The organism is Streptacidiphilus sp. MAP12-16 (genome assembly GCF_041262165.1).
In the GTDB taxonomy this organism is placed as follows: domain Bacteria; phylum Actinomycetota; class Actinomycetes; order Streptomycetales; family Streptomycetaceae; genus Streptacidiphilus.
On the sequence record NZ_JBGCBY010000038.1, the window covers coordinates 17498 to 41605 of the forward strand.

Sequence of the window (24108 nt, forward strand, 5' to 3'; positions counted from 1 at the left end):
CGCGAGGGGTCGCGGGGCGGGGCCATCGGTTGAGGGGGCGTGGTCAGCCGCGGTGGTTCATGCTCTGCCGGTCAGGCGCCAGATCTGGTGTCCGACGCCACGGCCTGAGGGTGGCCCCCTGGTCCCGTGCGAGTGACGACCCCTTGGAATCGATAATCTAGGGCGTGTTGATCAAGTGATGGTTCAGCGACGTGCGCTAAGAATGCGGTTGCCAGTCGGGCAGTTCGGGAGAGACTGGTGATTACGCGTGTCGGAAGGAGCAGTAGGCATGGGTACGACGTACCTGCACGCAGTGGCCTCACTAGACGGCTACATTGCCGACGAGCGCGACGACGTGGGACCGCTCCACGACTGGTATTTCAAGGGCGACCATCCCCTCGTCGACGAAGACCATGCCGATGTTCACGGTGCGCCATTTCGGGTCTCAGCGGCCTCGGCTGACTACGTGCGTGGCATGTGGTCGCGCCAGAAGGTCCTGGTCATCGGGCGGCACCAATTCGATCTGACCAACGGCTGGGAGGGCCACCCGCCGGCGGGCGACCACGTCGTGGTCGTGTCGCACCGACCGCGGCCGACGGGATGGCACCCCGAGGCCTCGTACCACTTCACCACCTCGGTGGAGGAGGGAATCGCGCGAGCACAGGAGCTGGCTGGCGAGGGGGAGATTGGTGTGGGCGCGGGTGAGGTCGGCGGGCAGGCGCTGTTGCTGGGGCTCATCGACCACGTGGCGATCGACCTCGTGCCGGTCGTCTTCGGCCGGGGGAAGCCGTACTTCGGGACGCTCGCTAACGACCACCTGATGCTCGAGGATCCCGAAGTCATCCGAGGCGACGGGGTGCTCCATTTGCGTTATCCGGTGCATCGGCGCTGGTAGCCCGGTGCGCCGGCGCTTATAGACGGTGTGTTCACTCGCAGTGGGGATTCGGCCGGGATCCCTTGGGGCTGTGGTGCGTCGTGATCCTCAGGGGGCCCTTCGGTGCCCGCAGGAGGCAGCGCCTCGCGCGGCGAGAGGACGCCCGCACCGCTCGTTGGCGTTACCTCTTCGTGACTTCCTGCGAAATTTCGCAGGCCGCTATCGCCGACGGGAGGAGGCTGCAGTACGACGCCGCGCGGTTGGGAAGGGATAGCTGTACTTGCGTTGGCGCCGCTGGCCAGGGAGAGCGCCGGGGCGGCCAGCAGTTGGCGGGCCGCATCCTGAAAGGAAGTCTGTTCAGCTTGCTTGCCGGCGGCCCGGAGACCGGCCCTGACGATCTGTCCGGTGATGGCAGCAGTGAGCCGGATGCCCTCCGCCTGGGTGCGAACGCGCAGTTGCTGGTAGAGGTCGGTGGCCGTGTCCAGCCCGAAGCGAGTGGCGACGGGTGCAGGGCGCGGGTGTGGGAGGCGGTGGCGGGTTTGCCGAGGACCTGGTTGAGGCGCTCGGCGAGTGCCCATTCCTCGATCAGTTGGTAGGCGGTGCGCTCGCCGATCTCCCAGCGTTCCTCGATGTAGTCCTCGAAGCGGGTGTGGGTGTGGCGGTAGAGCTTGGCGTCGCGGATGGTCTGCAGGGCCTCGCCCGCGAGCCAGGCGGCGGTGGCCATGTTCTCCACGGCCCGCTCGCACAGTCCCAGTTCGTGCTGCTCGACCTGGCTGAGCGGTCCGCTCGCGCCGGTCATGGCCGGGGTCGGGACCATCTCGGAGGTGACCACCAGGTCGGCAGGCCGACCCGACGGCGCCCCCGTGCTGGAGACCTCAGCAAGTTCCTGTCCGGCGTTGCGGTTGCGCAGGGCTGCGCTGCGGTCGGGGGTGGGGCTCATCGCTGGTCTCCGATCTTGGGCAGGAGGCCGCGGTCGGTCATCTCGGTGACCAGTTCGTCGTAGGCGGAGCCCTTCGCGGCGGTGACCGGGTGGAGCATGGACTGGGCATAGAGCTGCCGGTTGGGGATGGTGGTGGTGAAGACGTTCCACCCGCTGTCGCTGAGGTAGTCGCGGTAGTCGTTGGTGGCTTTGGCTCCGGTGACGGTGCGGTTAAGCAGCACCCAGGTGGGTGGCGGGGTGCCGTCGGGCCGCAGGACGGCGACTTCCTCGATGAGGTCGCGCATGGGCAGGCGGTCGATGCGGTCGATGTCGGCTGTGGTGGGGGCGGTGTTCAGGATGGCCACGTCGGTCACGCGCAGGACGGACTGCACGTACAGGCCCACTCGTCCGTCGCCCGGCCGCTGACCTGAGCGAACGCCCAGGTCAGCGGCCGTGGTCCAGCCGGCTGGGTTCGCTCGTGACCTGCGGTTTTCGGCTGTGTGCCAAGGCCTTTTGGCAGACTTTTTGGCAGGAGTCGACTTTCTTGCGGCGTCCAGCCCCGCGCAGAGGCTGCCCAGTTGCCCGTGCCGAGCCGGGTTGTCCGCGCCTTGGCCACCGTCACCCCCGGCCGCGTGATGCGCGGCGCTCGGCTCGGCTGGATGCCTCGGTACGATCTGCGGAGTCGAGGCGGAGGACGTCATGCGAGGGAAGGCTGAGGGGGACGGCGTCGAGCCGATCGATTTGAGCGAGAGGCAGTGGGATGCCCTAGGCGAGATGCGCCGCCTTGAGGGCCTGGGACTGACCCTCGCCCGGCAGGTCGGAGGGATCCATCTCGCCACGTTGAAGCCGCTGCAAGCGTGCGGACTCCTGGTGATCACTGAGAGTCCGGGTCGAGACAGGAAGGGCCGCAAATGGATCGCGCGTCTCACTGAGGCTGGGCGGCGAGTGACCGACGGTGCGCTTGGACCCGCATCGAGCGGGGACTGATGGTACTGGCCCTGCAGACCCTCACGTCGCCCTGGGTGAACACGGCCTGCGTGCCCTTCGTCTTGTCAGGTCTGCGCTCCGGGATGACTCATCCTGGATGACGTCGGCGATCCGCTGGGGGAGGCGCTCGCCCTCTAATGCGCCTCCTCGTGGACCAGCTCGGGCACCGCGGAACGGCGACCCAGCTGTTTGGTCTCTAGCGCCACCTGGCAGTCGGCGTACGTCTCTACATCAGTGCTTCGGTCGGCGGCACAAAGGTACTCGCCGATCCATCGGTATTGCTCAGGGAACGGTCACACCCTAGAAAGCCCCTACACCGGAAGAGAGCTCCAAGGTCGGAGACCGGGGAATCGGGCTATGTGTCAACGTCAGTCGCGTCCGGGCAATACGCGCGGACCTCCGGCGAAGAAGTCGAGATAGGCCTTCGCTAGCGCAACCGGATTTTCCAGGGCGATGTTGTGTCCGGACTCGGGGATGACGACCCCTTGAACGTTCTGGGCGACGCGCGCCATCTGCCGTTGCATCTCTTCGCCGAAATAGACCTGTGCGCCGACGGCGAGCACCGGGCAGGTGAGCGGATCGGCGTACTGTTCGCGGTTCTGCTCGGCGTTGAGGTTAGTGGCGCGGTACTGCTCGAGGATCGCCCTGATTCCACCGGGCTGCTCGACCCAGCGGGTCAGTTCGTCGATGTCGTCGCTGGTCAGGGCACTGGGATCCCACATCTGGCGCTTCAGGAAGTACGACCAGAAGGCGCGTTCCTTGCCGGCCAGCAGCATTTCCGGGTAGTGCGGGAGGTTGAAGAAGGTGCGGTGCCAGCCCGAGCGGGGGTCGTCCGGTCTGGTCGGCGGCTCGGCGTCGACGGGCAGTCCGGCGAGCCGGGTTTCCTGGAACACCAGTTGCTCGAGGCGTGGTCGGTGGAACGCGGCGACGGCGTAGGCGGTGCACGCGCCCCAGTCCTCTCCGACCATGCGGAAGCGCTCGAAGCCCAGGTGCGTGGCGAGTGCCGCCACATCGGCCGCCATCGTCTGCGTGTCGTATCCGCCGACTGGGCGCTCGGAGTCGCCGAAGCCACGGCAGTCGAGCGCGATGACGGTGTGGTGCGGGGTGAGCAGCGGGATCACTTTGTGCCAGTAGTACATCGTCTTCGGGACGCCGTGCAGGAGGACCACGGGGTCGCCCGAGCCGCCGATCGCGTAGTGGATCTGGACGCCGTTCACCTCCGGCCGGCCGTGGACGAGCCGTCGGCCGCAGTGGTCGGCCATGTCATATGTCCGGGTGGCGGTCATGATTTCCTCTGCTGAGTCAGGTCTGCGCGGATCAGCGGTGGTGGCGGACCGGGGGTGATTGCGTGGGTAACACGAGGGGGTTCGGTCACGAGTCCGCGAGCCCTGGTTTCGAACTCGCGATCAAGGCCGGTGTAGCGGGAATGATGCTGGGCGAGGTGTTCGGACCACGAGGCGACCGTGAAGGTCTCCAGGAAGTGGGACGTCTGTTCGGCGTCTTGGTAAAGCCCCCACGTGGTCGCGCCGGTCCGCCGCCTTGAGCGTTCGACGTGCAACATGGCGGCCCGGAACGCCTCGGAGTTCTCCGCATCGACCGCGTAGTCCACCACGATCAGAACCGGTCCGTCCGAGGGCGTAGGTTCGATGGCGAGCGTGGGTTCAGGCCATGCACTGGTCGGCGACGGATCGGATACGACGGCGTCGCGTCGGCGCCGGCACCAGATGATCGTCGCGCTCGCCAGCAGAAGTCCGGCGGCGCCAAGCAGCGCGGTACGAAGGCTCGTCCAGTCGGCTACCAGCCCCCACAGCAGCGAACCGAGGGCTTGGCCGCCCTGGAAAACGACCAGGTAGAAGGCCAGACCGCGAGCCCGGACCCAGCCCGGGAGCGTGAGCTGCATCGCCGCGTTCAGGGTCGACAAGGCCCCGATCCACGCGATGCCGGAGAAGACCAGGACGGCGGCGACAGTTGCAGTGCTATCCACCGTCGCCGACACGATCAGGGCGACCGCGAACACGGCTGCGGATCCCGCGAGCAGGTGATCTCCGCTCAGCAGTCCGCCGGCCTTGGGGAGCAGCACGGCTCCGGTGACGGCGCCGACCCCGACAGCACCGAGCAGGAAACCGTACCCTGATGATCCGAGTCCGAGACGCTGGGACGCGACGATCGGGAGCAGCGCCCACAACGCGGCCGTGCCCGGTGTGAACAAGGCGGCCCGTATCAGGACGCGCCGGATCCTCGGGCTGTGCCGCACATAGCGCCCGCCGGCGCGCAGGGCCGCGTGGACGTTCTCCCGCTCCTGATCGTCGTGGGGCGCTGACGGATCGGGTCGCCATCGCAGCAAGACCAGCGCGATCCCGAGGAAGGAGACCGCGTTCAGCGTGAACGTCCAGCCCGGGCCGGCCAGCGACACCAGGACGCCGCCGACGGCCGGGCCGACGGCGCGGGCGGTGTTCATGTTCACCGCCCCGAGCGCCGAGGCCTGGGCGAGCTGCGTTCGCGGGACCAGGCTCGGCTGGATCGCCTGCCAGGCCGGCGCCGACAACGCGGCCGCGCAGCCGAGCAGGAATGTGAAGGCCAGCAGCGCCGCGGGCGGCAGGTGACCGGCCAGCGCCAGCGCTGCCAGGACGCCGGCCAGGGCTGCCATGGCGACCTGCGCTGCGAGCAGAAGCCTGCGCCGGTCGACAAGATCGGCCAGCACCCCTGCGGGCAGCGCGAACAAGAGCACCGGGACACCGGACGCCACCTGGACGAGCGTGACGAGGATCGCGCCGCGGCCGACCAGCAACCACTGCGCGCCGACGGTCTGGGTCCAGCTGCCGACGTTGGAGCCGAACTGAGCGATCCACAACAGGCGGAAGATCCGGTTGGCCAGCGGGGCCCACGCCGTGAGGCGAGCTGCGGGAGCGGCATCACCGCCTGCCATCGAACACTCCTGTCCAGGGTCCTCGTGAGACTTCCGATCTGGAGAAAGGACACCATGCGAAAGCGGCACACGGCATCGGAGTACGACCCCAGTCCTGCGCCTGGCGTGCCGCCGCGTCGGGGACTGGGGTCTTTCCCCGGTGCGAACCCCCAGGCCGCGATGGTCTCGTGCAAGCACTGCTCACTGACACAGGAGAGTGCTGATGACGTCGATGCCCGTGGCGGGCCTCAGGCCCGGCTCCCCGACCGAACCCGCCGATCTGGTCGTCCGCAATGCGAAGATCTTCACCGGCAATCCCCGCCGCCCGGCCGCCGGCGCCCTAACGGTCACCGACGGCGTCATCGGCGTCGTGGGCGACGACGCCGACGTCGCAGCTCACATCGGTCCGGGAACCCGCGTCTTGGACGCGCACGGACGGCGTGTCGTTCCCGGACTGAACGACTCGCACTGCCACATCATCCGGGGCGGCCTGCACTATGTCCTGGAACTGCGCTGGGACGGAGTGCCCTCGCTCGCGACGGGTCTCAGGATGCTGCGAGAACAGGCCGCCCGGACGCCGCAGGGTCAGTGGGTGCGGGTCGCGGGAGGCTGGAGCACCGAAAGCGTCGCCGAGCATCGGGTACCGACGCCAGCCGAATTGAACGCCGCAGCCCCGGACACCCCAGTCGTGGTGACGCACCTGTACCAGTTCGCGATCCTGAACCGGGCCGCGCTGCGCGCGGTCGGGATCGACCGCGACAGCCCCGATCCACCCGGTGCGCAGATCGTCCGCGGCCACGACGGCGAACCGACCGGCATGCTGCTGGCCGCGCCCGCCGCCGGAATCCTGTACGCCACCATCGGCAAGGCGCCGATGCTGGATCGTTCGCAGCAGAAAGCGTCGACCCGGCACTTCCTCAGGGAGCTCAACCGGTTCGGGCTCACATCCTTCATCGACGCGGCCGGCGGCTTCCAGAACTTTCCAGACGACTACCACGCCGTGACCGAGCTCGCCGCCGACGGCGAGCTGACCATGAGGATCGGCTACCACCTGTTCCCGCAGACGCTGGGCCAAGAGGTGGAGGACATCCGCCGCTGGACCAGCATGGTCCGGCCCGGCGACGGCGACGAGTGGCTTAGGTTCAACGGCGCCGGTGAAAACCTCACGTGGGCGGCGGGCGACTTCGAGAACTTCGCCCAGCCGCGGCCCGAACTTGGCCCGTACGAGACCGAATTCGAGAAGGCTGTGCGGCTGCTGCTCGAAAACGGCTGGGGGTTCCGGCTGCACGCGACGTACGACGAGACGATCCGCCGGGACCTGGCCGTCTTCGACAAACTCGCCGCCGAAGGACTGTTCCCCGGCGCGGGTCGCTGGATGTTCGACCACGCCGAAACCGTGTCGGCGGACAGCCTGGACCGCACCGCCGCGCTCGGCGGGTCTATCGGCGTACAGCACCGCCTCAACTACCAGGGCGAGGCGTTCCTGAGCCGCTACGGCGCCGCGGCCGCGGCTTGCGCGCCGCCGCTGGGCGCCATGCTGGAGCGCGGCTTGACCGTCGCGGCCGGCACCGATGCGACGAGGGTGTCCACCTACAACCCGTGGGTGGCGCTGCACTGGCTGGTCACCGGCCGCACTGTTGGGAACGTCCTGCTGCGGTCGCCCGCGAACCGTGTCGACCGGGAGACCGCCCTCGCGATGTACACCCGCGCCGGAGCCGAAGTGACCGGCGAGCAGGACGTCAAGGGCATGCTCAGCCCCGGCTTCTACGGCGACCTGGCGATCCTCAGCGACGACTACTTCACCGTCGAGGAGGCCGACATCCCTTCCATTGAGGCCGCCGTCACGATCGTCGGTGGCCGGATCGTCTACGCGACCGGTGAGTTCGAAGCTCTGGCGGCGCCCCCGCCTCCGGTCGAGCCCGCATGGAGCCCGGTCGCCCACTACGGCGGCTACCAGGCCTCGGCCCGCCCAAGCCGCTCCGGAATCCGGCAGGCGCAGATGCTCCAGGAGGCCGCTGCCGAGTCGGAGCTGCACCGGAAGTGGCGGATCGACAAGGGCTTCGTCCCGGACGCGGAGGCCGTCGACGGTTTCTCCGACCCCTGTTTCTCATGACGCGCAGCGCCGCGCGATCCACCTGAAGGAGAGTCCCTGATGGCACTCGGACTATTGCTGCTCAGAGTCGTCACCGGTCTGCTCTTGGCCGGTCACGGTATCCAGAAGGTCAGCTTCCACCTCGGCGGCGAGGGCCTGGCCGGCGGGATCCAGGAGTTCCGCGACGACGGCTTCCGGGGCGGAGCGCTGACCGCGCTCACCGCTGGCGGCGGCCAGATCGTCGGCGGGCTGCTGTTCGTGGCCGGGGCCATGGCCCCGCTCGCGGCCGCGACGGCGATCGGTGTCATGACCGTCGCCACGACCGTCAAGTGGGCCAACGGCCCTTGGGCTCAGAACAACGGCTACGAATACCCCGGCTACCTGGTGATCACCTCAGCCGTCCTGGCCCTCACCGGATCGGGCCGCTGGTCCGTCGACCGCGCGGTCAGCAGCACGCCCTGGCCGACGTGGGTGAACGCCGCCGCCATCGCCCTCGGGCTTGCCGGAGGCCTCCTCACCCGCCTCGCCCTGCACCGCCCTCCCCGCACCACCCCTGTCGGAAAGGCAGAAGCATGACACCGGAAACCCAGGAGACGGCTCCCGCGAACCGTCGCACGTTCCTCAGGACCGTGACCGCCGCAGTGACGATACCCACCGCAGCCGCGCTGGTCGGCGGCGCGCTTTCCGGAACGGCGCAAGCCGCGGCGTCGCCCGACCTCCCCGACTTCGCCCCCATCCCCGCCGCCGCGACCGGTCCCGCCCTCAACACGCAGGGCTACTTCGTCGGCCGCGTCAGCGGCAACCTCTACTGGGTGACGGACTCCTTCTACCAGGCCATGTTCCTGAGCACGAGGGAAGGTGTCGTCCTGGTCGACGCACCGCCGACCATCGGCCACAACCTGCTGCGGGCCATCGCCGATGTCACCCGGGTCAACGGCTGGCCGTCGAAGGTGACACACCTGGTCTACAGCCACAGCCACGCCGACCACATCGGCGCCGCGAACCTGTTCGGCGGCGACGTGGTGCGGATCGCGCACAGCGAGGCCCGCAGGCTGCTGCTCCGGGACGCCGACTCGAACCGGCCGATCCCGACCGTCACCTTCGACGACCGCTTCGACCTGCGAGTCGGCGGCGAACGCCTGGCACTGGCCTACCACGGCCCCAACCACTCGCCGGACAACATCTTCATCCACGCGCCCGACCACGCCACGCTGATGGTCGTGGACATCCTGTACCCCGGCTGGGCGCCGTTCAAGAACCTCGCCGTGTCGCAGGACATCCCGGCCTGGGTTCAGGCGCAGGACATCGCGATGGGGTACCCCTGGCAGACCCTGGTCGGCGGCCACCTAGGACGCCTCGGCGTCCGCGCCGACGGCGACGTGCAGAAGCAGTACATCGCCGACCTCACGGCCAGTACCAAGGCCGCGATGTCGCTGGATCCGACGCCGTACTTCCAGAAGTACGGTCCGGCCGGGAACTCATGGGCGATCTTCAAGACCTACCTCGACGCCGTCGCCAAGCAGGCGGCGGCACCCATCGTCGCGAAGTACACCGGCGTCCTGGCAGCCGCGGACGTCTTCACCGCCGACAACTGCTTCGCGATGCTCGAATCGCTGCGCATCGACGCGGGGATCCTCGGACCGTTCAGTATCCGTCCCTGACCCTCCCCGACCGACGGGCCCGCAGCCACACGGCTGCGTGCCCGTCGTGGTTCACGTACGTCGAGCGGCCTTCACGGTGCCCCCAGGACGGCGGCGAGTTGCCGGCGGGAGGTGATGCCGAGCTTCCGGAACACCTTGTTGAGGTGATACTCCACGGTGGAGGCGGTGATGAACAGCCGCGTGGCGATCTCGGTGTTGGTGGATCCGCCGGCCGCCAGGGCGGCAACCTGCTTCTCGTGGGCCGTCAGATCGTAGTCGGCCTGCGCACTGCGCTTGCGGGCGTGCTCGCCGGTGGCGAGGAGCTCGACGCGGGCCCGCTCGGCGAAACCCGACGCTCCTATGTCGATGAACATCTCGTACGCGGTACGCAGCTGAGTCCGTGCCTCGGTTCGCCGCTGACGGCGCCGAAGCCACTCCCCGTAGAGCAGGTGCGCCCGGGCGAGCTCGGTGGCCAGGGTGGTGGTGCCGAGTTGCTTCAGCGCTTCCTCGTAGAGCCCTTCGGCCTCGTCGTCGTCGGCCATCAGAGCTCTGGAACGAGCGAGGACGCCGAGCGCCCATGGCGTGCTGCTGAGCGGTGCGCGCGCGGCCAGCCGGGCCAGCGCCGCCGAGGCCGTGGCTGGGTCGCCGGCCCGAACCGCGGCTTCGACCACGTCGGGCAGCAGTCTGTTGCCCTGCCCCGGCACGTCGTTCTCGAAGCCGAGGCGGGCCCAGGTCAGTGCTTCCTGATACCGTCCGGCGCCCAGGGCCCAGATGGTCAGCGCGTAGTGAGCGTGACAGGCCATCACCGCGTAGCCGAGTTGGTCGCCCCAGACGCCGATCGCGCTCTTCGCCCCGGTCCGCAGGTCTGCTTCACGGCCCTGCCAGGCTCGCAGCTCCACGCGGTGCGACGCGCCGAACGGCATGTTGACCACTGACCCGAAGATCTCGTCGGCCTCGTCGAAGCAGGCCTCGGCCCCGCTGAGCCGGCCTGCCCAGATCTCGTTGACGGCGACGGTGTTGAGTACCGTGGCGAGGGCGTGGACCGCGCCCTGCTCGCGGCTGGCCGCGGCGAACCGGCCGACCACGGCCCGGTGGGCGTCGTCGTCCCAGAGGTCTTCGGCGCCGATGAGGCCGAGCACCGCCAACGGCACGGCGGTGTCGACCAGCTCGGTGGTTCGCAGGGTTTCGACCGCGGCCCGGAGTTTGGGCATCGCGGGCGCGTAGCCTTCGGCGATGCGCGTGCAGTAGGCGTCGATCAGCACATCCGAGACGGCGGACGGCCTTGACCGGTCCCACGGCATGGCCAGCGCCTGGCGAGCGAGATCTTCCAGGGTCATGCCGGCTGTGTGTTCGCGGGTCATCATCCCGGCGGAGAGCGCTTCGAAGACCATGTCCCGGGCTAGCGGCTCGTCGTAGGCGATCACGTCGCGGGCCGCGGCCATCAGGATCGTCGGCGCCGCCTGGATCCGTCCGTCGAACCATTCCAGCGTCGCGCGCAGCCGCTGGGCCGTGGCTCGTGTCACCGGCGTGCTGGGACCCGACTCGGCCTGGTCAAGCATGGGCTGGACCACGGCGGCCTCACCGATGAAGAGGTGAGCCTGGGCCGCCGCGAAGTACCGCTCGGCGCGGACCTGCGGTTCGGGGGTCAGCTCGGCCGCGCGTAGCAGGAACGCCGCCTGCGCGGCATAGCCGCCACGACCTCTCGCGCGATCCGCCACCCGTTCCAGTTCTGCGGCGAGCTCTTCGTCGAGGCCGACGACCGCCTCGGCCAGGTGCCAAGCTCGTCGGTCGGGCGCTGCCTCGCGGTCGGTCGCTTCGGCGAGTGCTTGGTGCACCCGGCGCAGCTCCGCTGGCAGCGCTCCGGAATGCACCGCCGAGCGGATGAGCGGGTGGCGGAAGACGGGGTGGCGGTCCACTGCCAGGATCCCGTTCGCGACCGCGGCGTCCAGAGCGTGGGCCGGCAATCCGAGGGCCGCCGCCGCGCGCCACAGCACGGCTGGATCGTCGGACCGCGCGACGGACAGGACGAGCAGAAGCGACTTCGTGCTGTCCGGCAGGGCATCGACCTGACGCTGGAAGTGGGCTTCGAGCCTCGGGCCGAGGCGCGGCACCGGGGCGGCTGGCAACGCGTTGTCCGTCAGGCCGCCGGCGAACTCGATCAGGGCCAAGGGGTTGCCCCCGGTCTCCGCGATGATTAGCGAGGTCACGGATGCGGTGCGCAGCACGACCGGGCTCGGTGCGGGACGCCCCGGACTCTCGGCCGCGGATGCGTACGGCGCGACCCGCATCGAGGACAGGAGCCGGGCGGCATCGGCATCGGACAGTCCGGTGAGGCGGACCGCGGGTAGTCCGTCGAGCGGCGACGCGGCGGGATGTCCGTCCCGCGCGCACAGTACGAGGCCGATTCCGTCCGCGTGCAGTCGGCGCCCGACGAAGGCCAGTGCCTCCAGGGATTCGCGATCCAGCCACTGCGCGTCGTCGACCAGACACATCAGAGGCCCGTCCCGCACGACCTCAGACAGCAGTGTGAGGGTGGCCAGACCGGCCAGGAAGCGGTCGGCCGGCGGACCCGCGACCAACCCGAACGCCGAGCCCAGCGCCTCAAGCTGTGGCCCGGGAAGCCGATCGAGCCGGTCCAGGAGGGGAAGCAGGAGCCGATGCAACGCGGCATACGCGAGCTGGGACTCCGTCTCGACGCCGACGACGGCCGCCACCTGGAGGTCGGCCGCCGACTTCGCGGCGTACCCCAGGAGTCGGGTCTTGCCGATACCGGCCTCGCCGGACAGCACCAGCACTCCGCTCAGCCCGTCGCGGACACGTGCGATGAGTTCATCGATGGCCAGGCACTCCTGGTCCCTGCCCAGGAGCGGAGACGGCTCAGGGGCCCGGTATCGGCGACCAGTGTGTCGGTGGGCGGAGGAATCCGGGGCGCGCATGCACCTGACGCTAGACAGCCACCGGCGGGCGTCGCGAGCGTCACATGACGGTCGTCTCGATCCCCGACCTGCTACCTTCTGCCAGGTCAGGGGCGAGATGGAGGATCGAAGTCAGTTCGGACCGAGACGCGACCCCCAGTTTGGGGAAGATCCGGTGCAGGTGGGAGCTGATGGTCCGGTGGGAGAGATAGAGCCGTTGCCCGATCTCACGGTTCGTCAGTCCCCCTGCGGCCAGCTGCGCGATCTGGAGCTCCTGCGGCGTGAGCCGATCGCGCGCGTCGAGGTCGCGGCTCCGGCTCGTCTCGCCGGAGGCCCGCAGCTCCTGGCGCGCGCGGTCGCTCCACGGGATGACGCCAAGGGCGTCGAAGGTCTCCCGGGCGGCGCGCAGGTGAGGCCGGGAATCAGCGGCCCTGCGCTGTCGGCGCAGCCATTCGCCGAACGCCAGTTGCGTGCGTGCCCTGATGAACGGCCAACCCGCCAGGTCGGCGGTCAGCGCGGCGGTGTAGAGCCGCTCGGCCTCGGTGTCGTCGGCCAGGAGCGCGCGGGCAAAGCGGAGACTGGCGTGCAGGGCTGGCGACGGGGTCTTCAGCGCGGCGGACTCCATGTCCTGCATGATCTCCGCGATCGCCGCGGCTTGGCCGCAGTGGACGGCCGCGTCCACCAGATCCGCGATCGCGTAGCAGCGCAGCGCAACCTGATAACACGGGTCGGCGGGATCGTGGAGCCGGCGGAGCTGGGCGTATGCCTCGTCGAACCGGCCCGCGCCCAGCGCCGCCAGCCCGCGCGCCATCTGCGCCCTTGCCAGGACGGGCCGTGCGCCGACCGGGAGTCCGGCTTGTTCGGCTTCCGCGGTCAGGACACCGGTCCGGTCCGCGTCGCCGCGAAGCGCCGAAATCGCCGCCTCGATCGATCGCATCAGACCGTACAGGTACGGCTGGGTCGTCTCGCGCGCCAGTCGGCTGGATTCCTCGGCGGCGGGGATGGCCACGCTTAGGTCACCGAGCTGCACCGCGCTGGACGCCTCCGCCCCGACCGCACGGGCCAGCAGCCCCAGGCGGCCCTGCGCCCGCAGACCGGTCGCAGCCGCAGCCGACAGCTGCTGGGCCAGGTCGAAGGAGCCAATCATGAGCGCGCCGGTCCCCAGCATCCGGTCCATCCGGGCCTCACGGCCCGGCGTCGCCACGATCCGGTGCAGGCGTTCGATCACGATCGCACCGCGGTCGATCGGGGCCGCGTAGGCGAGTATGGCCAGCAGCCAGGGGTTGTCCTCGTCGAGCGCTAGGCTCTCGGCGACGTCGACGACCTGCTGTCGGGCGTCGAGTCCCGGCTCGGTCCAGAAGCAGCGCTGCGCGGCGCTCCACAAGATGCGTACGGCCAGGTCCTGGTCGCCGTCGGTGGCGACCGCCTCGGCGAGGTGGGCCAAGGCCCGCGTGTCGGCGGCCTGGCTGCGCAGACCTTCGTCGAATCCGCCTCGCAGCCACACCACGCGCGCCCGCTGTTGCGCGGTCAGGTCCGACCGTGAGGCTTCGTCCAGCAAGTTCGTCACTACCTCGCGGCGGCCCAACTCGACGGCGAGTTCGGCGGCCCTCAGCAGCCGGTCGGCTCGCAGTACGGGATCCTGACTGAGCCGTGCGGCGTGGTCGAGCGCGGCCACTGCTGATCCGATCGCACCTCGGTGCTCAGCGCGTGCCGCGGCGGCTTGAAGTTGGGAGGCGACCGATTCATCGGGCAGCGGGGTGGCGGCCGCCCGGTGCCAGATGCGGCGGTCCTCCTGGCCGGCGATGACGTCGGCCAGCGCCGCATGAGCCGCGTACCGGTCCGGCATACTCATGCTCTGGTGGATCGCTGAGCGCATCAGCGGATGCCGGAACCGGAGTTCGCCCCGTTCTACTTCGATCAGGTTCGCAGCGATCGCCGCCGCCAGATCGTCGGTGCCGACCCGGTCGTCGGCGACGCGTGCCAGGGCGCTCATCGTCTCGGCCAGCGACGGGCTGTCGTTGAGTGCCGCGACCTGAAGCAGCGCACGGGTCGGCGCCGGGAGGCCGATCAACCGGATCGTGAATGCCCGCTCGAGCCGCTTGGTCAACGGAAGCCAGGGGGCTGGCGTCGAAGTACCCTCAGCTGTCGCGGCCGCGGTGCTTGGGAGTTCGGTCAGCGCCAGCGGGTTGCCCGCGGCCTCGGTCAACACCCGGCGGCGCAGCGTCGGATCGAGATCTGGGGCATGGGCGTCCAAGAGCGCCGCCGCAGCGGCGGCAGCCAGCGGCGGCACAACCAACTCGGGCAGTTTGGCATCGTCCAGCCATGAGGAGAATCCCTCGCGCGCCGCCGCCAGGAACACGATCGGCTCCGACTCCAGCCGCCGTGCGACGAAGGCCAGGACATGGGACGTGGAGATGTCCAGCCAGTGCGAGTCCTCCACGACCAGCAGGACCGGCGTGCTCTCTGCGGCCTCGGCGATCAGGCTCAGGACGGCCAACGCGACCAGGAAGACGTCCGGCGTGTCCGAGTCCTCACCGCCAAGCGCAGCCAGTAACGCTGAGCGCTGCCGGCCCGGGAGCAGGTCGAGCCCTTCGCGGATCGGGTAGAGCAGCTGCTGGAGACCTGCGTAGGGAAGGTGCGTCTCGCACTCCACGCCCGACGTCGCCAGGACACGCATCCCGGATGACAAGGCACGTCCGGCGGCGTAGTCCAGCAACGCGGACTTCCCGATGCCCGCTTCACCGCGCACCACAAGCGCGGCGCCACGCTCGCGGACATTCGCGACGAGGACCCTGAGCTGTTTGGTCTCCGCTGCCCGCCCGACCAGTGCCACGAAGCTCCTTGGACGAGAAGGTACGGCGGACGTCGCCGGGCACATGAGCATAGTTGACCAGGTCGTTGTCCCGGGCGGCTCGCCGCGGAGTGGCAAGGGTCGGGCACCAGCGCGCTCAAGCCGGGCCACGGACTGCTGCATCGGCGACGCCGCCCGAGGCACCCCAGCCTTCGTCCGGTAGGGCCTGCGGCCCGCAGCACTGGGGTCTTTCCCCGGTACGAAGGCCCTCACCTGCGTGTTGTTCTGGTCGGACAGCGAACATCCACCCGGGTCATCCGCATCGAGAGGTCGCCATGACGACACCGATCCCCGTCATCTTCATCCACGGACTGTGGCTGCACGCCACGTCCTGGGAGCCCTGGATCGACCTGTTCCAGCACGAGGGCTACGCCCCGGCTGCGCCTGGCTGGCCGGGCGACCCCGACACGGTCGAGGAGGCGCGCGCCAACCCCGAGAGCATCGCCGATCACGGCATCGATGACGTGGTGGAGCACTATGCCGCGATGATCAGGGAAATGCCGGTCCTGCCCATTCTGATCGGACACTCCTTCGGGGGCATGATCGCGCAGAAGCTGCTCGGCCAAGATCTGGCCGCCGCGGCCGTCGCGATCGATGCGGCGCAGATCAAGGGCGTGCTCCCGCTGCCGTTGTCGGCGCTGCGCGCGACGTTGCCGGTGTTCAAGAATCCCGGCAACAAGCACAAGGCAGTATCCCTTTCCGCCGAGCAGTTCCGCTTCGCGTTCGGCAACGCCCTGTCCGAGGAGGAGTCGGCGGCGCTGTTCGAACGGTGGACGATCCCCGCGCCGGGCAAGCCGCTGTTCGAGGCCGCCGCCGCCAACTTCAACCCGCACTCGCCGGCCAAGGTCGACACCGCCAACGAGCTGCGCGGGCCGCTGCTGCTCATGACCGGCGGCAAGGACCACACGGTGCCTGAGTCCATCACTCGGGCGACTCTCAAGCAGTACCGGCACTCCGACGCGGTCACCGACATCACCGACTTCCCCGATCGCGGACACTCCCTGACCATCGACAGCGGTTGGCGCGAGGTCGCCGACACCGTCTTGAACTGGCTGCGTCAGCAGACCCTCTGAGCCGCTCGCGCCGCCGACCCCGGCGAGATATCCGACCGACAGCATCGACACAGCCGACACCGGCGAAAGGCCCTGGCATGGATATGTATCTGACCGGCAAGACCGCGGTCGTCACCGGCGCGAGCCGCGGCATCGGACTGGCCGTCGCCCGGGCCCTGGTCGCTGAAGGTGTGCGGGTGGCGGCCGGCGCGCGGGAGATCACTCCCGAGCTGAAGGCGCTCGCCGCCGACGGCGAGGTGCTCGCGGTCGAGGTGGACCTGACCGCCTCGGACGGGCCGGCCGAACTGGTCTCGGCCGCCGTGCTCGCCTTCGGCGGCCTGGACGTCCTGGTCAACAACGTGGGAGCCGTTCGGCCGCGGGTCGACGGTTTCCTCACGGTGACCGACGACGACTGGGCCGCGACGCTGGCCGTCAACTTCCTGGCCGCCGTGCGCACCACCCGGGCCGCGCTTCCGCACCTGCTGGAGCGGGGCGCGGGGGCCATCGTCACCGTCAGCTCCGTCAACGCGTTCCTTCCGGACCCGCTTGTCATCGACTACAGCGCTGCCAAGGCCGCGCTGTCCAACTTCTGCAAGTCGCTGTCCAAGCAGGTCGGCCCGCAGGGCGTCCGCGTCAACACGGTCAGCCCCGGACCCGTGACCACCGGTCTGTGGCTGGGCGACGAGGGCGTCGCCGCCACGGTGGCCCAAGCCACCGGCGCCACCGCCCAGGACGTCGCCGAACAGGCCGCGGGCGACGCGCCGACCGGCAGATTCACGCATCCCGAGGAAGTCGCGGATCTGGTCCTGTTCCTCAGCAGCGCCCGGTCCGCCAACATCACCGGGTCCGACTTCGTCATCGACGGCGGCCTGGTCAACACCCTGTAAGGCACATCTCCCTCACCAATCGGAGTCCCTTGTGAAGCACCTCCATGCCGTTTTCCGGCCGGGCGCCATGATCGCCCTCGCCGTGGTCTCGGCCTTCGGGCTCGCGGCCGCCACGATCACCACCGGGACCGCGCACGCCACGACAGCCTCAACCGCTTCTGCCTCGTCCGTGGAGCAGATGCCGGCCGGGTTCAGCGAGCACAAGACCAAGGTCGGTGCGGTGGGCATCGACTACGTGATCGGCGGCCACGGCCCGACGCTCGTCCTGCTGCACGGCTATCCGCAGACCTGGTACGAGTGGAAGAACATCCTCCCGACACTCGCCCAGCACTACACCGTCATCGCGCCCGACCTGCCCGGCGCGGGCCGCAGCGACGCCCCGGCCACCGGCTACGACAAGAAGGACCTCGCGGCCGACATCCACGGACTGCTGGTCAAGATCGGACACGACCGGGACGTCCGGCTGGTCGGCCACGACATCGGCACGATGGTGGCCTACTCCTACGCCGCCGCATATCCGCAGGACGTCACCAAACTGGTGCTCAGCGAGGCCCCGATACCGGACCCGAGCATCTACTCTTTCCCGGCATTGACCGCGGCCGGGCCCGGCGCTTGGCACTTCGGGTTCTTCGCCCTCACCAACGGCCTTCCCGAGGATCTCATCACGGGGCGGGAGTCGCTGTGGGTGAACAAGTTCATCGACGACCTCGAAGTCGTCAAGGGCGCCGTCACGCCGAACGACATCGCGGTGTTCTCCAGATATCTGAAGGACCCCGCGCACCTGGAGGCCAGCTTCCAGTGGTTCCGGACCCTGCCGCAGGACATGGCCAACGACGCCGTGTATCAGAAGACCAAGCTCACCATGCCCGTGCTCGCGATCGGAGCGTCCGGCAGCCTCGGCAGCTTCGTGCCCGACCAAGTCCGCCAGTACGCGACGAACGTCACCGGCGTCGTCGTTCCGGACTCCGGCCACTGGATGTACGAGGAACACCCCGCGGAGATGGCCCAGATCCTCATGACCTTCCTTAAGGGGGGCTCGTGATCCCGTCGTTCCCCGACGACACCTTCCCTGGAGCCGACACGGAACCCTTCTGGTTTCTCGGCGGTCGAACCCGGATCCTCGTCCCCGGCAGCAAGACCGGCGGCGCGCTGAGCGTCATGGAGTTCCTCGACACGGCCGGCCACGCGCCTCCGCACCACATCCACGAGGACGAGGACGAGATCTGGATCGTCCTTGACGGCGAGGTCTCCTTCTTCGTCGCCGACCAGCGCATCGACCTACACGCCGGACAGATCGCCCACGGGCCGCGCGGCGTGCCCCACAGCTATCTCGTCCGCTCGGAAACCGCGCGCTTGGCCGTCGCGTTCGCCCCGTCGTGCATCGAGGAGTGGTTCAGCTCCAACGGAACGCCCGCGACCCCCCTGGACGTGGCGCCCGCCGCCTTCGACATCGGGGACATCCTCTCCTCCGCAGAACCCTTCCACCTGCGAGTCGCGGGTCCACCACCGACCGCCTGACCCGAGAAAGGCCCCGTCATGAACCAAACCCCGCCATCCGCGGCGCACAGGCACCGCTGGGCCCACAAGCGCGTGGCCATGCCGGCCGCGCTGGCCGTCGCGGTTCTCCTCGTCCCGGCCGTCTCCTCGGCCTCGGCCGCGCCGGCTCCGGTCCCGGCGGCGGTCCCGGCGCACGGACAGCACAGCCCCAAGCCCACTATCGTGCTGGTCCACGGCGCCTTCGCCGACTCCTCCAGCTGGAACGGCGTCATCGCCCGTCTGGAGCACGACGGCTACCCGGTCATCGCGGCGGCCAACCCGCTTCGCGGACTGGACAGCGACTCGGCCTACGTCTCCAGCCTTCTGAGCACCATCCCCGGACCGGTGATCCTGGTCGGCCACTCCTACGGCGGCGAGGTCATCACCAATGCCGCCGTCGGGCACGCCAACGTCAAGGCCCTGGTCTATATCGCCGCGTTCGCCCCCGACCAGGGCGAGACCGGCCTGCAGCTGGTCGGAATGAACCCCGGCAGCCAGCTCGGCGCGGCACTCCTGGTCCGGCCCTACGCGGTCACCGGAGGCGGCGGCGCGGACGGGTACATCGACCCGGCGAAGTTCCACGCCGTCTTCGCGGCCGACCTGCCTGTCGCGACCGCGGACCTGATGGCCGCCGAACAGCGCCCGGTGGACCTGAGCGCGTTCCAGACGCCCAGCGGCGTCCCGGCCTGGAAGACCATCCCGTCCTGGTATCTGGTCGCGGGCGCCGACCAGGCGATCCCGGCAGCGACCGAGGAGTTCATGGCCAAGCGGGCCGACTCCCACACCGTGGTGGTCGCGGGCGCCTCTCACGCGGTCATGATCTCCCACCCGGACCGGGCCGAAGACCTGATCATCCAGGCTGCCGAGGCGACCGACTGACCGCCGGTCGGCATACAGGCGGGGCCGCGTCGCCGAACAGGCGGCACGGCCCCGCTCCACCACCCCGTTCGAAAGGGCAGCGCTTCATGGAAACTCCATCCGGCGACCAGGAAGCACCCCGACCCGCCAAGCCTGAACCCTTGAGGATGAACCGATGAACGAGACCCGCGACCATGGCCCACTGCCAGTCCTGTTGCTCGGACTGACCGTGATGACCGGCCTGGTGGACGCCTTCAGCTACCTGATCCTCGGCCACGTCTTCGTGGCCAACATGACCGGAAACGTGCTCTTCGCCGGCTTCGCCCTCACCGGCCTCGGCGGCATCTCCTGGCCGGCGACGCTGCTCGCGGTGGCCGCGTTCGCCGTGGGCGCGGCCTTCGGGGGGCGATGGGGCCTAACGCGAAAACCGCACCGGGGCCGGCTGCTCGCCGGAGCCGTCGTTGCGCAGGTCATCCTCATGACCACGGCCGCGATCGTCGCGAGCGCGGCCGCCGTGGGCGACTCCCCGGTCCGGCTGTCCCTGATCGCACTGCTCGCCGTCGCCATGGGCATTCAGAACGCGATCGTGCGACGGCTGGCGGTCCCCGATCTGACCACCACGGTCCTCACCTTGACGGTGACCGGCCTGTTCGCTGACACGACGCCCCCCGACGTGCGGCTGCGCCGCATAGCCGGCGTCCTGGCCATGTTCGGCGGCGCCGCAGCCGGTGGCGCGCTGCTCCGGTGGGCCTCGATCCCTGCCCCGCTGTGGCTGGCCGCGGCAACCCTGGCCGTCCTCGCCCCCACCGCGTTCCAACTGACCCGCCGAAGCGCAGCCACGTCCTGGCGCTGAGGATTCCGCCGCGCCCGGCGTAGTGCCGGAGCGTGGTCCGACCTGCTCCGTTCCAGGAAGCCGACTCTCCGGTGCGGTACGACCGCGAGCCTGCTTCCGGACATCGCCGTGTGGCACCGACGCACCGGCTGGGTGATCCTTGAACCGGCGAAAGGACAGGTCCATGGAATCAGAGCTAGCCGGACGAACCGCAGTCGTCACCGGCGCGGGCCGCGGGATCGGCCTGGCGATCACGCGCGCTCTGGCGGCTGCCGGAGCCCGAGTCGTCGCCGGCACCCGGAGCGCCAGTCCGGACCTGGCCCGCCTTGCCGAGACGGGCACGGTGGAAGCGGTGGAGGTCGACCTCGCCACCACTGAGGGACCTGCGCTGCTGGTCGCGCAGGCTGGTCCCGCTCTCGACATCCTCGTCAACAATGTTGGGGCGGCGCCGCCCCGGCCTGGCGGGTTCCTCTCCATCACCGACGAGCAGTGGCTCGCCTCCCTCACAGTGAATCTGCTCGCGGCCGTCCGCACTACCCGTGCCGCCCTTCCGCCCATGATCGCCAACGGCGGCGGGTCGATCGTGAACATCGCCTCGGTCAACTCCTCCCTCCCCGACCCGCTGGTCATCGACTACAGCGCCGCCAAGGCCGCGCTCAGCGCTTTTTCCAAGGCCCTGTCCAAGGAGGTCGGCGCCAAGGGCATCCGAGTGAATACGATCAGCCCCGGACCGGTCGCCACCGATCTGTGGCTCGGTAAGGGCGGTGTGGCGGATGTGGTGGGCGGGTCCACCGGGGTCAGGCCCGACGACATCGTCGCCGCAGCCGCTGCCGCAACCGTTACTGGCCGGTTCACTCGGCCGGAGGAAGTCGCCGACCTGGCCGTCATGCTGGCCGGCCCGCGCACGGAGAACGTCACCGGAGCTGACTTCCGGATCGACGGCGGCCTGATCCCGACCTGGTGAAAGCGGTGCCCACCGCAGAACCTCAGCCCTGCTGGCCCACGACGGACCGCAGTTGCCGCCGGGACGTGATGTCCAACTTCCGGAACACCTTATTGAGGTGATACTCGACGGTCGACTGGGTGATGAACAACCGGGCCGCGATCTCGGCATTCGTCGCTCCCACGGCAGCCAGCCCCGCGATCCGCCGCTCCTGCGGCGTCAGATCATGTTCGGTCTGTACGGTCCGCTTCCGGGCGTGCTCGCCCGTGGCCAGCAGCTCGGCCCGGGCGCGCTCGGCGAAAGCCGCCGCGCCCATCCCCGCGAACATCTCGTACGCGGTCCGCAGCTCGGCGCGGGCGTCGGCGCGGCGCCTGCGCCGGCGTAGCCACTCGCCATAGAGCAGGCGCGTCCGTGCCAGTTCCGTCCGCACCCGCGTGCGGTCGAGCAGGGCCGCGGACTCTGCGAACAAGGCCTCGGCCTGGTCGTCGTCGGCCATCAAGGCCCTGCTGCGAGCCAGCAGCCCCAGCGCCCACGGCGTGCCGGCCAGCGGCGCACGTTCCTCCAGCCGTCGAAGGGCGTCCTTCGCCGTGCGGTGGTCGCCACAGCGCACCGAGGCCTCGACGAGGTCGGACAGTACCCTCGGCACGGCGCCCGCGTTGTCATTGACGAAGGCCACGCGCGCGTAGCCCACGGCTTCGGCGTAGCGTCCGAGGCTAATCTCCAGCACGGCCAGGCAGCTCCGGGCCCAGTCCCCGAGGCCGCCGTTCGCCTGGTGCATCTCCAAGTCGCGGATGAGCAAGTCGGCTGCGGCCCGGGCCTGCACTTCCTGGCCGCTCCACGCCAGCAGCTCGACCCGGTAGGCGAGGCCCGGCGACGGCTGTCCGATCACGGCCGCGAGGTCCTCGGCCTCGTCCAGACATGCCGTGGCCGCTGCGAACCGGCCGGCCCGCAGCTCCCAGACGGACCGGACCACCAGCGTGGGCCGCAGCGCCCCCAGCGCGCCGACGCGACGCTGGTGCGCCTCGACGAGCTGGGCGGCCTCGTCGCCGCCGACGTCGTCCCAGACTTCCTCGGCGGCGTAGAGGGCCAGCGTCGCCGGGCGTACACCGTTTTCGACCACCTCTTGGTCCCGGCCCACCGCGGCCAGCGCCGCCTGGAGTACGGGGACTGCCCGCGGGTAGTCACCGCCCATCCGCAGGGCAAACCCGCGAAGGAGATGATCGGCGCTGGTCGGCTGGACGGTCCGAATGGCCGGCGAGGCCAGGACCATCGCAGCGAACCCAATGGGCGCGACGGGGTCGTGATCGCCGCATAGCGCCGCGAGAAGCCCTTCCATCAGGATCGACCTGACAAGGGCGGGATCGGTGTCGGCGACGGTGTCGGCGGCGGCCAGCAGCCAGCTCAGGACGCCTCCGATCCGTTCGAAGTAGATGTGGGTCGTCGCCCTGGTGTGCAGCGCGCGGGCCTGGAGCACCGGATCGCCGGCGTCCAGGAACGGCTCGGCCTGATCGAGCATGGCCTGCGCCGTAGCCGGGTCCCCGAGCAGAAGGTGGGCTCGGGCAGCCTCGACGAGCCGGACCGCCCGGTCGGCGCCCGACAGCTGCGCCGCCCTGGCCAGGAGCGCGGCCCGCGCGGCGTAACCACCCCGGGCCCGCGCCAGCTCCGAGGCCCTGTCGAGCTCGCCGGCCACCTCGTCGTCGAGCCCGATCGTCGCCTCGGCACGATGCCAAGCCCGGCGTTCGGGGCTGTGGACCGGATCGCTGGCCGCGGCGAGCGCCGCGTGAACCCGGCGGCGCGCGCCGGCGTCGGCCCCGCGGTACACGGCCGACCGGATCAGCGGGTGGCGGAACTCGACGAGCCGGCTGCGGGTGACGACACCCACTGATATCGCCGCGTCCGCGGCTTTGGCGGAGACTCCGAGTTCGCCGGCGGCGCGCCACAGGAGCAGAGCGTCCTCCGGCGGCGCGGCCGACAGCAACACCAAGAAGGTCCGGGTTTCGTCAGGAAGCCCTTGAATCAGCTGGCCGAAGTAGCTCTCCAGGCTCGGTCCGACCGGGAGCGGCCCGAGAAGCGGCACGGTCCCCGCCAGATGGGCCGGGCTGAGTGCGTCGACACTCTCGATCAGTGCCAGGGGATTCCCGCCGGTGCCGACGACGATGCGCGTGGCGACCGCCGGGTCCAGCCGCCCGGCCACGCTTTGCCCGAGCAGCTCATGCGCGTCGGCGTCACTCAGGCCGCGGACCGGCACCACGGCGAACCCCTCGAACGCCCACGGTCCCGGCTGGTCGTCGCGGTCTGCGAGGATCAGGCCGATCGCCTCGGCGCCGAGGCGGCGGCCGACGAACGCCAGCGCGTCGCGGGACTCGCGGTCGAGCCAGTGAGCGTCGTCGATCAGGCACAGCAACGGCCGCGCCGAGGCCGCGCCGGCCAGCAGGGTCAGAGCCGCCATACCGACGAGGTAGCGGTCGGCCGGCGGTCCGGCGAGCATTCCGAACGCCGAGGCGAGAGCCTCGCGCTGCGGAGTCGGCAGCACGCCGAGGCCGTCCAGGAACGGACGCAGCAAGCGATGCAGGGCCGCGAAGCCCAGGGGCGCCTCGGGCTCGACCCCGCCCACGCGGACGACCCGCAAGTCGCCCGATATCTCAGCCACGTGATCCAGCAGCCTTGTCTTGCCGATGCCGGCCTCGCCGACCAGCACCAGCGCCGAACTCATACCGTCGCGAACACCCGCCAGCAGGTCCGCGCAAGCCCGCAGTTCTTCGCGTCGACCGGTGAGCGGAACCCGGCGGGATCGGGCTCCGGCCGGGAAGTATTCAGCCATCTCTTCCAGGGAACCAG

18 protein-coding genes are annotated in these 24108 nt (G+C 69.9%); 11 read left to right on the forward strand and 7 right to left on the reverse strand.

The window, feature by feature from the left end:
- Positions 1-268: 268 nt before the first annotated feature.
- Positions 269-874 (forward strand): dihydrofolate reductase family protein, encoded by a 606-nt coding sequence (locus tag ABIA33_RS34030; protein ID WP_370087267.1) that lies wholly within the window; start codon positions 269-271, stop codon positions 872-874.
- A 160-nt stretch (positions 875-1034) separates the two neighbouring features.
- On the opposite strand, the gene ABIA33_RS34035 is transcribed toward ABIA33_RS34030, so the two are convergent.
- From ABIA33_RS34035 to ABIA33_RS34050, 4 genes are all read right to left on the reverse strand, one after another.
- Positions 1035-1793, reverse strand: a complete 759-nt coding sequence (locus ABIA33_RS34035; protein WP_370087269.1) for a hypothetical protein — start codon at positions 1791-1793, stop codon at positions 1035-1037.
- Positions 1790-2146 carry a hypothetical protein gene (locus ABIA33_RS34040; RefSeq protein ID WP_370087271.1) on the reverse strand — a complete coding sequence of 119 codons (357 nt, stop codon included), beginning with the start codon at positions 2144-2146 and terminating at the stop codon, positions 1790-1792. Before ABIA33_RS34040 ends, ABIA33_RS34035 begins: the two co-directional genes overlap by 4 nt.
- A 981-nt stretch (positions 2147-3127) precedes the next feature.
- On the reverse strand, positions 3128-4045 hold the full coding sequence (locus tag ABIA33_RS34045; protein WP_370087273.1) for an alpha/beta fold hydrolase: 918 nt from the start codon (positions 4043-4045) through the stop codon (positions 3128-3130).
- Entirely contained in the window at positions 4042-5685 is a 1644-nt protein-coding gene (locus ABIA33_RS34050) for an MFS transporter (RefSeq protein WP_370087275.1), read from the reverse strand. Before ABIA33_RS34050 ends, ABIA33_RS34045 begins: the two co-directional genes overlap by 4 nt.
- 202 nt (positions 5686-5887) lie before the next feature.
- On the opposite strand from ABIA33_RS34050, the gene ABIA33_RS34055 reads away from it, so the two are divergent.
- Genes ABIA33_RS34055 through ABIA33_RS34065 form a run of 3 tightly spaced genes read left to right on the forward strand, consistent with a single transcriptional unit; the run spans position 5888 to position 9417 of the window.
- Positions 5888-7777 (forward strand): amidohydrolase, encoded by a 1890-nt coding sequence (locus tag ABIA33_RS34055; protein WP_370087277.1) that lies wholly within the window; start codon positions 5888-5890, stop codon positions 7775-7777.
- 39 nt (positions 7778-7816) lie between these two features.
- On the forward strand, positions 7817-8332 hold the full coding sequence (locus ABIA33_RS34060; RefSeq protein ID WP_370087279.1) for a DoxX family protein: 516 nt from the start codon (positions 7817-7819) through the stop codon (positions 8330-8332).
- Entirely contained in the window at positions 8329-9417 is a 1089-nt protein-coding gene (locus ABIA33_RS34065; RefSeq protein ID WP_370087281.1) for an MBL fold metallo-hydrolase, read from the forward strand. Before ABIA33_RS34060 ends, ABIA33_RS34065 begins: the two co-directional genes overlap by 4 nt.
- A 71-nt stretch (positions 9418-9488) precedes the next feature.
- On the opposite strand, the gene ABIA33_RS34070 is transcribed toward ABIA33_RS34065, so the two are convergent.
- Both ABIA33_RS34070 and ABIA33_RS34075 read right to left on the reverse strand, forming a co-directional pair.
- Positions 9489-12332 carry an AAA family ATPase gene (locus ABIA33_RS34070; protein WP_370087283.1) on the reverse strand — a complete coding sequence of 948 codons (2844 nt, stop codon included), beginning with the start codon at positions 12330-12332 and terminating at the stop codon, positions 9489-9491.
- 40 nt (positions 12333-12372) lie between these two features.
- The gene (locus tag ABIA33_RS34075; RefSeq protein WP_370087285.1) at positions 12373-15144 is read right to left on the reverse strand and encodes an AAA family ATPase; all 2772 of its coding nucleotides are present in this window, start codon (positions 15142-15144) and stop codon (positions 12373-12375) included.
- 293 nt (positions 15145-15437) lie between these two features.
- Between ABIA33_RS34075 and ABIA33_RS34080 the strand changes: the two genes are divergently transcribed.
- The 7 genes from ABIA33_RS34080 (at position 15438) to ABIA33_RS34110 (ending at position 21291) form a co-directional block, all read left to right on the forward strand.
- Entirely contained in the window at positions 15438-16235 is a 798-nt protein-coding gene (locus ABIA33_RS34080) for an alpha/beta hydrolase (protein WP_370087288.1), read from the forward strand.
- Positions 16236-16312: 77 nt separating this feature from the next.
- Entirely contained in the window at positions 16313-17101 is a 789-nt protein-coding gene (locus ABIA33_RS34085) for an SDR family NAD(P)-dependent oxidoreductase (protein ID WP_370087290.1), read from the forward strand.
- 31 nt (positions 17102-17132) lie between these two features.
- Positions 17133-18143 (forward strand): alpha/beta fold hydrolase, encoded by a 1011-nt coding sequence (locus ABIA33_RS34090; protein ID WP_370087292.1) that lies wholly within the window; start codon positions 17133-17135, stop codon positions 18141-18143.
- Positions 18140-18619: a cupin domain-containing protein gene (locus ABIA33_RS34095; RefSeq protein WP_370087294.1), complete on the forward strand. Its 480-nt coding sequence runs from the start codon at positions 18140-18142 to the stop codon at positions 18617-18619. The genes ABIA33_RS34090 and ABIA33_RS34095 overlap by 4 nt, the downstream gene beginning before the upstream one ends.
- Positions 18620-18637: 18 nt before the next feature.
- Positions 18638-19516 (forward strand): alpha/beta fold hydrolase, encoded by an 879-nt coding sequence (locus ABIA33_RS34100; RefSeq protein ID WP_370087297.1) that lies wholly within the window; start codon positions 18638-18640, stop codon positions 19514-19516.
- A 154-nt stretch (positions 19517-19670) separates the two neighbouring features.
- Positions 19671-20348 (forward strand): YoaK family protein, encoded by a 678-nt coding sequence (locus ABIA33_RS34105; protein ID WP_370087299.1) that lies wholly within the window; start codon positions 19671-19673, stop codon positions 20346-20348.
- Positions 20349-20511: 163 nt separating this feature from the next.
- Complete coding sequence (locus ABIA33_RS34110) at positions 20512-21291, forward strand: SDR family NAD(P)-dependent oxidoreductase (RefSeq protein WP_370087301.1); 780 nt, start codon at positions 20512-20514, stop codon at positions 21289-21291.
- 22 nt (positions 21292-21313) lie between these two features.
- Here the strand turns inward: ABIA33_RS34110 and ABIA33_RS34115 are convergent, their stop codons facing one another.
- Complete coding sequence (locus ABIA33_RS34115) at positions 21314-24091, reverse strand: AAA family ATPase (RefSeq protein ID WP_370087303.1); 2778 nt, start codon at positions 24089-24091, stop codon at positions 21314-21316.
- Positions 24092-24108: the final 17 nt, after the last annotated feature.

What these genes read in the sequence shown, in the direction of transcription:
- ABIA33_RS34030 (WP_370087267.1), top strand. Translation starts at nt 269, where the DNA reads ATGGGTACGACGTACCTGCACGCAGTGGCCTCACTAGACGGCTACATT.
- ABIA33_RS34035 (WP_370087269.1), bottom strand. Translation starts at nt 1,793, where the DNA reads ATGAGCCCCACCCCCGACCGCAGCGCAGCCCTGCGCAACCGCAACGCC.
- ABIA33_RS34045 (WP_370087273.1), bottom strand. Translation starts at nt 4,045, where the DNA reads ATGACCGCCACCCGGACATATGACATGGCCGACCACTGCGGCCGACGG.
- ABIA33_RS34050 (WP_370087275.1), bottom strand. Translation starts at nt 5,685, where the DNA reads ATGGCAGGCGGTGATGCCGCTCCCGCAGCTCGCCTCACGGCGTGGGCC.
- ABIA33_RS34055 (WP_370087277.1), top strand. Translation starts at nt 5,888, where the DNA reads ATGACGTCGATGCCCGTGGCGGGCCTCAGGCCCGGCTCCCCGACCGAA.
- ABIA33_RS34060 (WP_370087279.1), top strand. Translation starts at nt 7,817, where the DNA reads ATGGCACTCGGACTATTGCTGCTCAGAGTCGTCACCGGTCTGCTCTTG.
- ABIA33_RS34065 (WP_370087281.1), top strand. Translation starts at nt 8,329, where the DNA reads ATGACACCGGAAACCCAGGAGACGGCTCCCGCGAACCGTCGCACGTTC.
- ABIA33_RS34070 (WP_370087283.1), bottom strand. Translation starts at nt 12,332, where the DNA reads ATGCGCGCCCCGGATTCCTCCGCCCACCGACACACTGGTCGCCGATAC.
- ABIA33_RS34080 (WP_370087288.1), top strand. Translation starts at nt 15,438, where the DNA reads ATGACGACACCGATCCCCGTCATCTTCATCCACGGACTGTGGCTGCAC.
- ABIA33_RS34085 (WP_370087290.1), top strand. Translation starts at nt 16,313, where the DNA reads ATGGATATGTATCTGACCGGCAAGACCGCGGTCGTCACCGGCGCGAGC.
- ABIA33_RS34100 (WP_370087297.1), top strand. Translation starts at nt 18,638, where the DNA reads ATGAACCAAACCCCGCCATCCGCGGCGCACAGGCACCGCTGGGCCCAC.
- ABIA33_RS34105 (WP_370087299.1), top strand. Translation starts at nt 19,671, where the DNA reads ATGAACGAGACCCGCGACCATGGCCCACTGCCAGTCCTGTTGCTCGGA.
- ABIA33_RS34110 (WP_370087301.1), top strand. Translation starts at nt 20,512, where the DNA reads ATGGAATCAGAGCTAGCCGGACGAACCGCAGTCGTCACCGGCGCGGGC.
- ABIA33_RS34115 (WP_370087303.1), bottom strand. Translation starts at nt 24,091, where the DNA reads ATGGCTGAATACTTCCCGGCCGGAGCCCGATCCCGCCGGGTTCCGCTC.